We start from the raw sequence: 7,179 nt of genomic DNA on the forward strand, positions 1-7,179 counted from the left end.
AATGTTTAGTCGCATGAGAGAAGATATCCGCTGCGTGTTTGGCCGCGATCCCGCGGCTCGTAATACTTGGGAAGTATTAACTTGTTACCCAGGCCTGCATGCGCTTTGGCTGCACCGCTTGGCTAATGTATTTTGGCGTAACCACCTGAAATGGTTAGGGCGCTTGGTGTCGGCATTTTCCCGTTGGATGACCGGCATTGAAATTCATCCGGGCGCAACCATTGGTCGCCGCTTTTTTATTGACCACGGTATGGGAATCGTCATTGGCGAAACCGCAGAGATTGGCGATGATGTAACGCTTTATCACGGCGTCACGCTAGGCGGCACGAGCTGGGATCCGGGCAAACGTCACCCTACGCTAGAAAATGGTGTGGTGATCGGCGCTGGCGCTAAAGTATTAGGGCCGTTTACAGTGCGTGAAAATGCCCGCATTGGCTCCAATGCTGTGGTGGTTAAAGAAGTGCCGCCAGGCGCTACGGTTGTGGGTATTCCCGGCCGTATTGTCAAAGCACAAGCCACCAGTGACGAACAGCGCAAGCATCGTGATGCGCTTGCAAAAAAATATGGCTTTAATTCCTATGCGGTGTCACCAGACAACCCTGATCCTGTTGCTCAGGCCATTGGCCAGTTAGTTGATCATATTCATTTAATGGATGCCCGGGTCAACGACATGTGTGGTGCGATTAACAACTTAGGTGGCGAGGTTTGCGGTGACATTCCAGAGCTCGATGTTATCGAATTGGCCGAAGCTGAGAAGCAAGCCGAACGGGCCCGTCAGCGCGATCAAGACGCGTTTGATCCGAGCATCTGATCCGCGCCGATTAAACTTGAGTAAAATGGTATGTTATTTACTTGACTGTTTTAGTCGGGTATGTGACCATTCCAGTATTGCTGAGAGATACCGGAATAATAAAAATGCGATTGACCTCGAAAGGCCGCTACGCGGTAACCGCCATGTTAGACGTGGCATTGCACTCAGAAAATGGCCCCGTACCCTTGGCCGATATTTCTGAGCGACAGGACATTTCTTTGTCATACCTAGAACAATTGTTTTCGCGTTTACGTAAGCAAGGTTTGGTTTCTAGTGTACGTGGTCCCGGCGGTGGTTATCGACTCGGCAAAGAGTCACAAGAGATCTCCGTGAATATGGTGATTGCGGCGGTTGACGAGTCGATTGATGCGACTCGCTGCCAAGGCAAAGGCGATTGCCAAAGTGGCGATCGCTGTTTAACGCACTCCCTGTGGCTTGGGTTGAGTGAGCGAATCGAAAATTTCTTGGCGGGAATTTCACTGGCCGACTTGATGCAAGAGCATGAAGTAAAAGGTATTACCGAACGCCAAGATGCAAAATTAAATAATGACAAAATCAACATACCGCTCCACATGGTTGGTTGATTGCCTGCTAAGGCATAAGACGAGATTTTTACGGAGTAACCAATGAAGCTTCCGATTTACCTGGACTACTCAGCAACAACCCCGGTTGATCCGCGTGTTGCCGACAAAATGATGCAATGCCTTACCACCGATGGTGTGTTTGGTAACCCTGCTTCACGCTCGCACAAATTTGGTTGGCAAGCGGAAGAGGCAGTTGATATTGCCCGCAATCAGATTGCCGATCTGATCAATGCCGATCCACGTGAAATCGTATTTACCTCAGGTGCGACTGAGTCAAACAACTTGGCCATTAAAGGTGCCGCTCACTTCTACCAGAAGAAAGGCAAACACCTGATCACCTGTAAAACTGAGCATAAAGCCGTGCTTGATACATTCCGCCAACTTGAGCGTGAAGGCTTTGAAGTCACTTATTTAGAACCAGAAAGCAATGGTCTGATTGATTTAGTGAAACTTGAAGCGGCATTCCGCGACGACACAGTCGTCGTCAGCATCATGCACGTGAATAATGAAATTGGCGTGATTCAAGACATTACTGCAATTGGCGAATTGTGCCGTGAGCGTAAAGTGTTATTTCATGTAGACGCAGCGCAAAGCGCGGGCAAAGTGCCAATTGATATTGTTGAGCAAAAAGTCGACATGATGAGCTTCTCTGCTCATAAATGTTATGGCCCTAAAGGCATCGGTGGCTTGTATGTTCGCCGTAAACCTCGGGTTCGTTTAGAAGCGCAAATGCACGGCGGCGGTCACGAGCGTGGTATGCGTTCGGGCACCTTACCGACTCACCAAATTGTGGGTATGGGCGAAGCATTTCGCATTGCTAAAGAAGAAATGGCGCAGGAAAATGAACGTGTGCTGGCGTTGCGCGAGCGCTTGTGGAATGGCATCAAAGACATGGAAGAAGTTTATGTCAATGGTGATCTGGAGCAGCGTGTTGCCGGTAACCTCAACGTAAGCTTTGCCTTCGTTGAAGGTGAATCGTTAATCATGGCGCTAAAAGATCTGGCCGTTTCTTCGGGTTCAGCATGTACCTCGGCCAGTTTAGAGCCGTCATACGTGTTACGTGCTTTAGGATTAAATGACGAGTTGGCCCATAGCTCAATTCGTTTCAGTATCGGTCGTTTTACTACCGAAGAAGAAGTGGACTACACCATTAACTTACTGCAAAACGCGATCGGCAAATTACGCGATATGTCGCCGCTTTGGGAAATGTTTAAAGACGGCGTGGACCTCGACAAAGTCGAGTGGGCCCATCACTAATTGCGTTCGGATAAGTAGGAGTAATAAAACATGGCTTACAGTGAAAAAGTAATCGATCACTACGAGAACCCTCGCAACGTTGGTTCATTTGATAAAAACGATCCACAGGTCGCTACTGGCATGGTCGGTGCACCAGCTTGTGGTGATGTGATGAAGTTGCAGCTGAAAATTGATGACGAAGGTGTCATTGAAGATGCAAAATTCAAAACTTATGGCTGTGGTAGCGCAATTGCGTCATCATCACTGGTGACCGAATGGGTTAAAGGTAAGACCCTTGATGAGGCTGCGGCACTTAAGAATACGACCATCGCCGAAGAGCTTGCTCTGCCGCCAGTGAAGATCCACTGTTCTATCTTGGCAGAAGATGCGATTAAAGCCGCTATCGAAGATTACAAAAGCAAGCAACCAGCATAATTTCAGGAGACTTAGGACATGGCAGTAACAATGACTGACGCAGCAGCCGAACGAGTCAGTGCATTTTTGGCAAACCGAGGCAAAGGCGTTGGCTTGCGTCTGGGCGTTCGCACCACAGGTTGTAGCGGCCTTGCCTATGTCTTGGAATTTGTTGATGACTTGGAAGATGGCGATGAAGTTTTTGAAACTCGCGGCCTGAAAATCATCATTGATGGTAAGAGCTTGGTCTACCTCAACGGTACTGAGCTCGATTTTGTCAAAGAAGGCCTTAACGAAGGCTTTCAGTTCAACAACCCGAACGTCAAAGACGAATGTGGTTGTGGCGAGAGCTTCACTGTTTAGCGACTGGTTCGCGAAGGCCCAAGCATAATCAATGAACAATTACTTTCAGCTGTTTGGTTTGACTGAGCAATTCAGCCTCGATCAAGCAGCGTTGATGCAAACCTACCGCGATTTACAAAAATCGGTTCATCCGGATCACTACGCTAATCAGGGCCAACAGGCTCAGCGTTTGGCTGTGCAAAAGTCGGCGCAAATTAATGATGCCTACCAAACACTAAAGTCCCCATTGCTGCGCGCGCAATACATGCTGCTGTTAGTTGGCGTTGAGCTTAAAGGCGAACAGCAAACGCTGCGCGACCCAATGTTTTTAATGCAGCAAATGGAATGGCGTGAAGAGTTAGACGATCTTAAGCGCTCGCAAGATATCGATAAACTAGAGGCGTTTTCTGACGCCATTAGCGCTGAGCGAGCGGCGTTAAATAGCAACATCGCCAGTGCTTTTGATGCTGGCGAACATCGACAAGACGTGCAGACCTGGGCGAATGAAGTGCGTAAACTATCGTTTATGGATAAGTTGCTAACGGAAATCGCGCAAGCTGAAGACGCGCTCGATTACTAATTTTATTTACTGAGAATTCAGGCAGATTACATGGCATTGCTGCAGATAGCTGAGCCCGGCCAGAGTGCCGCTCCCCACCAAAAGAAACTCGCCATTGGCATTGATTTAGGCACCACGCACTCATTGGTAGCGACGGTTCGTAGTGGCCAGTCGGAAACCTTGCTCGACTCACACGGGCGTGCCATTTTACCGTCAGTGGTAGGGTATCAAACCGAGCAAGTGCTGACCGGTTACGATGCGCTGGCTAACAGCGAGCAAGATCCGGCCAACACTATCGTGTCGGTCAAACGCTTTATGGGCCGTTCATTGGCTGACGTTAAAGCACGCGCGCAATCTTTCCCATATAACTTCACGACGACTGACAATGGTTTGGTGGCGTTCAATACCCCGCGCGGTAAAGTGAATGCGATTGAAGTGTCGGCGGAGCTACTGTCCCAGTTGAAACAACGCGCACAAAGCGCGTTAAGTGGCGACATCGATGGCGCGGTTATTACCGTGCCGGCGTATTTTGATGATGCTCAGCGCCAAGCAACCAAAGATGCTGCAGAGCTCGCTGGCTTGAACGTTCTTCGGTTAATCAATGAGCCGACAGCAGCAGCGCTGGCCTATGGCCTCGATAGCGGCGATGAAGGCGTGATTGTGGTGTACGATCTTGGCGGCGGCACCTTCGATGTGTCGGTATTGCGTTTGCAAAAAGGCATTTTTGAAGTGCTAGCAACAGGCGGTGATTCGGTCCTCGGTGGTGATGATTTTGATCAGCTTCTTGTTGCCGATTTTATTCGCGGTGCTGGTTTAACTACGGCCCAACTATCTTCATCAGACGTCCGCCACTTGGCGAATGTTGCGCGCCAAACCAAAGAACAATTGAGTGACGCCGCCAGTGTGGTTGCCGAGCTGATGTTGTCGACCGGAAAGTATCAAATAGACGTATCGCGTCAGCACTTTGAAAGTTTAATCGATAGCCTTGTGCGTAAAACCTTACGGGCCAGTAAGCGGGCTCTTAAAGATGCCGGCATTAATCTCGATGAAATTTTGCAAGTGGTGATGGTTGGCGGCTCAACTCGTGTGCCTAAGGTTCGAGCTGATGTCGCCGAATTATTCGGCAAGCAACCGTTAACGACGATCGATCCAGACCAAGTGGTAGCACTTGGTGCGGCTATTCAAGCCGATGTATTGGTTGGCAATAAAAGTGCTGATGACATGTTGTTACTCGATGTCATCCCTCTGTCGCTTGGCCTTGAAACCATGGGTGGTTTGGTCGAGAAAGTTATTCCGCGCAATAGCACCATTCCGATTGCCAAGGCGCAAGAATTTACCACCTTTAAAGATGGCCAAACGGCAATGATGATTCACGTGCTGCAAGGCGAGCGTGAATTGGTTGATGACTGTCGTTCTCTGGCGCGCTTTACCTTAACGGATATTCCGCCGCTGGCAGCTGGCGCAGCTCATATTCGAGTAACATTTCAAGTCGATGCAGACGGGCTGTTAAGTGTTTCCGCGATGGAAAAGTCAACGGGCGTTTCCGCTTCTATCGACGTCAAGCCTTCGTATGGGTTGAGCGAAGATGAAATTACTCACATGATTAAGTCGTCAATCACCCATGCCGAGCAAGATATGGGCGCGCGCATGCTGGCAGAGCAGCGGGTTGAGGCTGATCGTGTGCTTGAGGCGCTAATCGTGGCGTTGGCCGCTGATGGTGACAAACTGTTGAGCTGTAGCGAACGAGAAGCATTAGAAGCCGGCATGCTTGAGCTTAAGCAAATAGCCGATGGTGATGATGACAAAGCCATCGAACAAGCTATTGAACAAGTGAATCAATTATCAGAACAATTTGCCGCACGGCGGATGGATCTATCGATCCGAACGGCGTTAGCAGGTCACAAAGTGGATGAGGTGTAACATGCCGAAGATCGTATTTTTGCCGAACGAAGAATTATGCCCAGAGGGGATGGTGGTTGAGGCTGCCGAAGGCGAAACAGTATTAGATGTGGCGCTGCGCAATCACATTGACATTGAGCATGCCTGTGAAAAATCTTGCGCGTGTACAACTTGCCATGTGGTGGTGCGCGAAGGGTTTGACTCGCTTGAAGAGAGCGACGAGCTCGAAGATGACATGCTGGATAAAGCGTGGGGCTTAGAGCCCGAGTCTCGATTAGGATGTCAGGCTAAAATAGAAGACGAAGATTTAGTGGTAGAAATCCCCAAGTACACCCTCAATATGGTGTCTGAACAACATTAACCTGAAGGAGATGCAAGGTGTCATTAAAATGGACCGACTCGTTAGAGATTGCTTTGGCGCTCATCGATACCTTTCCGGATGAAGATCCTACCAAAGTGCGTTTTACCGACTTAATGCAGTGGGTGATGGATTTAGATGAATTTGATGATGATCCTGACCATTGCGGAGAACGCATTCTAGAAGCGATTCAGCAACACTGGATTGACGAAGCAGATTAATTAAAACGGCCTTTGGGCCGTTTTTTTTGGCTGATGACTTAATTTCTATGTGCCGTTAGCTTTATGATGGGTAAGTCACATCTGATGAGTTTTTAGCGCTGTTCATTCAGCTTATTGGTTGCGTATAATGCGCCCCGATAATTACCTCAAGAACAACCTGTGACAACAACAGGAACCTACGTACCTTCTCAAGGAGAGCTGAAAGATGGCGATTCAACGCACATTTTCTATTATCAAACCTGATGCTGTAGCTAAGAACTTAATTGGTGCTATTTACAGCCGTTTCGAATCAGCAGGCCTGACTATTCTGGCTTCAAAAATGATTCACATGAGCCAAGAGCAAGCTGAAGGCTTTTATGCTGAACACAAAGGTAAGCCATTCTTCGATGGCTTGGTCGCGTTTATGACGTCTGGGCCTGTTATGGTTCAGGTGTTAGAAGGCGAAAATGCCGTGCTTGCCAACCGTGAAATCATGGGCAGCACAAACCCTGCTGATGCGGCTCGCGGTACCATTCGTGCCGACTACGCCACGGAAGTTAGCGAAAATGCTGTTCATGGCTCAGATGCCACAGAGTCGGCTGCGCGTGAAATTGCTTACTTCTTCACTGATGATGAAGTTTGCCCACGCACTCGCTAAGTGTGAACTTTCTATAGCCTTCAAACTCACTCACATGAAGGCTGTGCCGTCCTAAAATAAGTTGACGGTTTTTATTAAGCCAGCGTTCCTTCAACGCTGGCTTTTTTGTGCACTTGTT

10 protein-coding genes are annotated in these 7,179 nt (G+C 48.8%); all 10 read left to right on the forward strand.

The window, feature by feature from the left end; translation table 11 throughout:
- Window position 1: 1 nt before the first annotated feature.
- Window positions 2-811: a serine O-acetyltransferase gene (gene cysE, locus K0504_RS16975; RefSeq protein WP_220105353.1), complete on the forward strand. Its 810-nt coding sequence runs from the start codon at window positions 2-4 to the stop codon at window positions 809-811.
- A gap of 104 nt (window positions 812-915) precedes the next feature.
- Window positions 916-1,395 carry a Fe-S cluster assembly transcriptional regulator IscR gene (iscR, locus tag K0504_RS16980; RefSeq protein WP_220105354.1) on the forward strand — a complete coding sequence of 160 codons (480 nt, stop codon included), beginning with the start codon at window positions 916-918 and terminating at the stop codon, window positions 1,393-1,395.
- Window positions 1,396-1,437: 42 nt separating this feature from the next.
- Entirely contained in the window at window positions 1,438-2,652 is a 1,215-nt protein-coding gene (locus K0504_RS16985) for an IscS subfamily cysteine desulfurase (RefSeq protein WP_220105355.1), read from the forward strand.
- A 30-nt stretch (window positions 2,653-2,682) separates the two neighbouring features.
- Window positions 2,683-3,066 carry a Fe-S cluster assembly scaffold IscU gene (iscU, locus tag K0504_RS16990; RefSeq protein WP_220105356.1) on the forward strand — a complete coding sequence of 128 codons (384 nt, stop codon included), beginning with the start codon at window positions 2,683-2,685 and terminating at the stop codon, window positions 3,064-3,066.
- Between the two features lie 18 nt (window positions 3,067-3,084).
- The gene (gene iscA, locus K0504_RS16995) at window positions 3,085-3,408 is read left to right on the forward strand and encodes an iron-sulfur cluster assembly protein IscA (protein WP_220105357.1); all 324 of its coding nucleotides are present in this window, start codon (window positions 3,085-3,087) and stop codon (window positions 3,406-3,408) included.
- 31 nt (window positions 3,409-3,439) lie between these two features.
- The gene (gene hscB / locus K0504_RS17000) at window positions 3,440-3,967 is read left to right on the forward strand and encodes a co-chaperone HscB (RefSeq protein ID WP_220105358.1); all 528 of its coding nucleotides are present in this window, start codon (window positions 3,440-3,442) and stop codon (window positions 3,965-3,967) included.
- A gap of 30 nt (window positions 3,968-3,997) precedes the next feature.
- Window positions 3,998-5,866 (forward strand): Fe-S protein assembly chaperone HscA, encoded by a 1,869-nt coding sequence (gene hscA, locus K0504_RS17005; protein ID WP_220105359.1) that lies wholly within the window; start codon window positions 3,998-4,000, stop codon window positions 5,864-5,866.
- Window position 5,867: 1 nt separating this feature from the next.
- A complete protein-coding gene (fdx, locus tag K0504_RS17010) occupies window positions 5,868-6,206 on the forward strand; it encodes an ISC system 2Fe-2S type ferredoxin (RefSeq protein ID WP_220105360.1) in 339 nt (112 codons plus the stop codon).
- A 17-nt stretch (window positions 6,207-6,223) separates the two neighbouring features.
- The gene (gene iscX / locus K0504_RS17015; protein WP_220105361.1) at window positions 6,224-6,424 is read left to right on the forward strand and encodes a Fe-S cluster assembly protein IscX; all 201 of its coding nucleotides are present in this window, start codon (window positions 6,224-6,226) and stop codon (window positions 6,422-6,424) included.
- Between the two features lie 205 nt (window positions 6,425-6,629).
- Window positions 6,630-7,061 (forward strand): nucleoside-diphosphate kinase, encoded by a 432-nt coding sequence (ndk, locus tag K0504_RS17020; RefSeq protein WP_220105362.1) that lies wholly within the window; start codon window positions 6,630-6,632, stop codon window positions 7,059-7,061.
- The last annotated feature ends 118 nt before the right edge of the window (window positions 7,062-7,179 follow it).

This window comes from Neiella holothuriorum (genome assembly GCF_019457915.1).
GTDB classification, from domain to species: Bacteria; Pseudomonadota; Gammaproteobacteria; order Enterobacterales; family Neiellaceae; genus Neiella; species Neiella holothuriorum.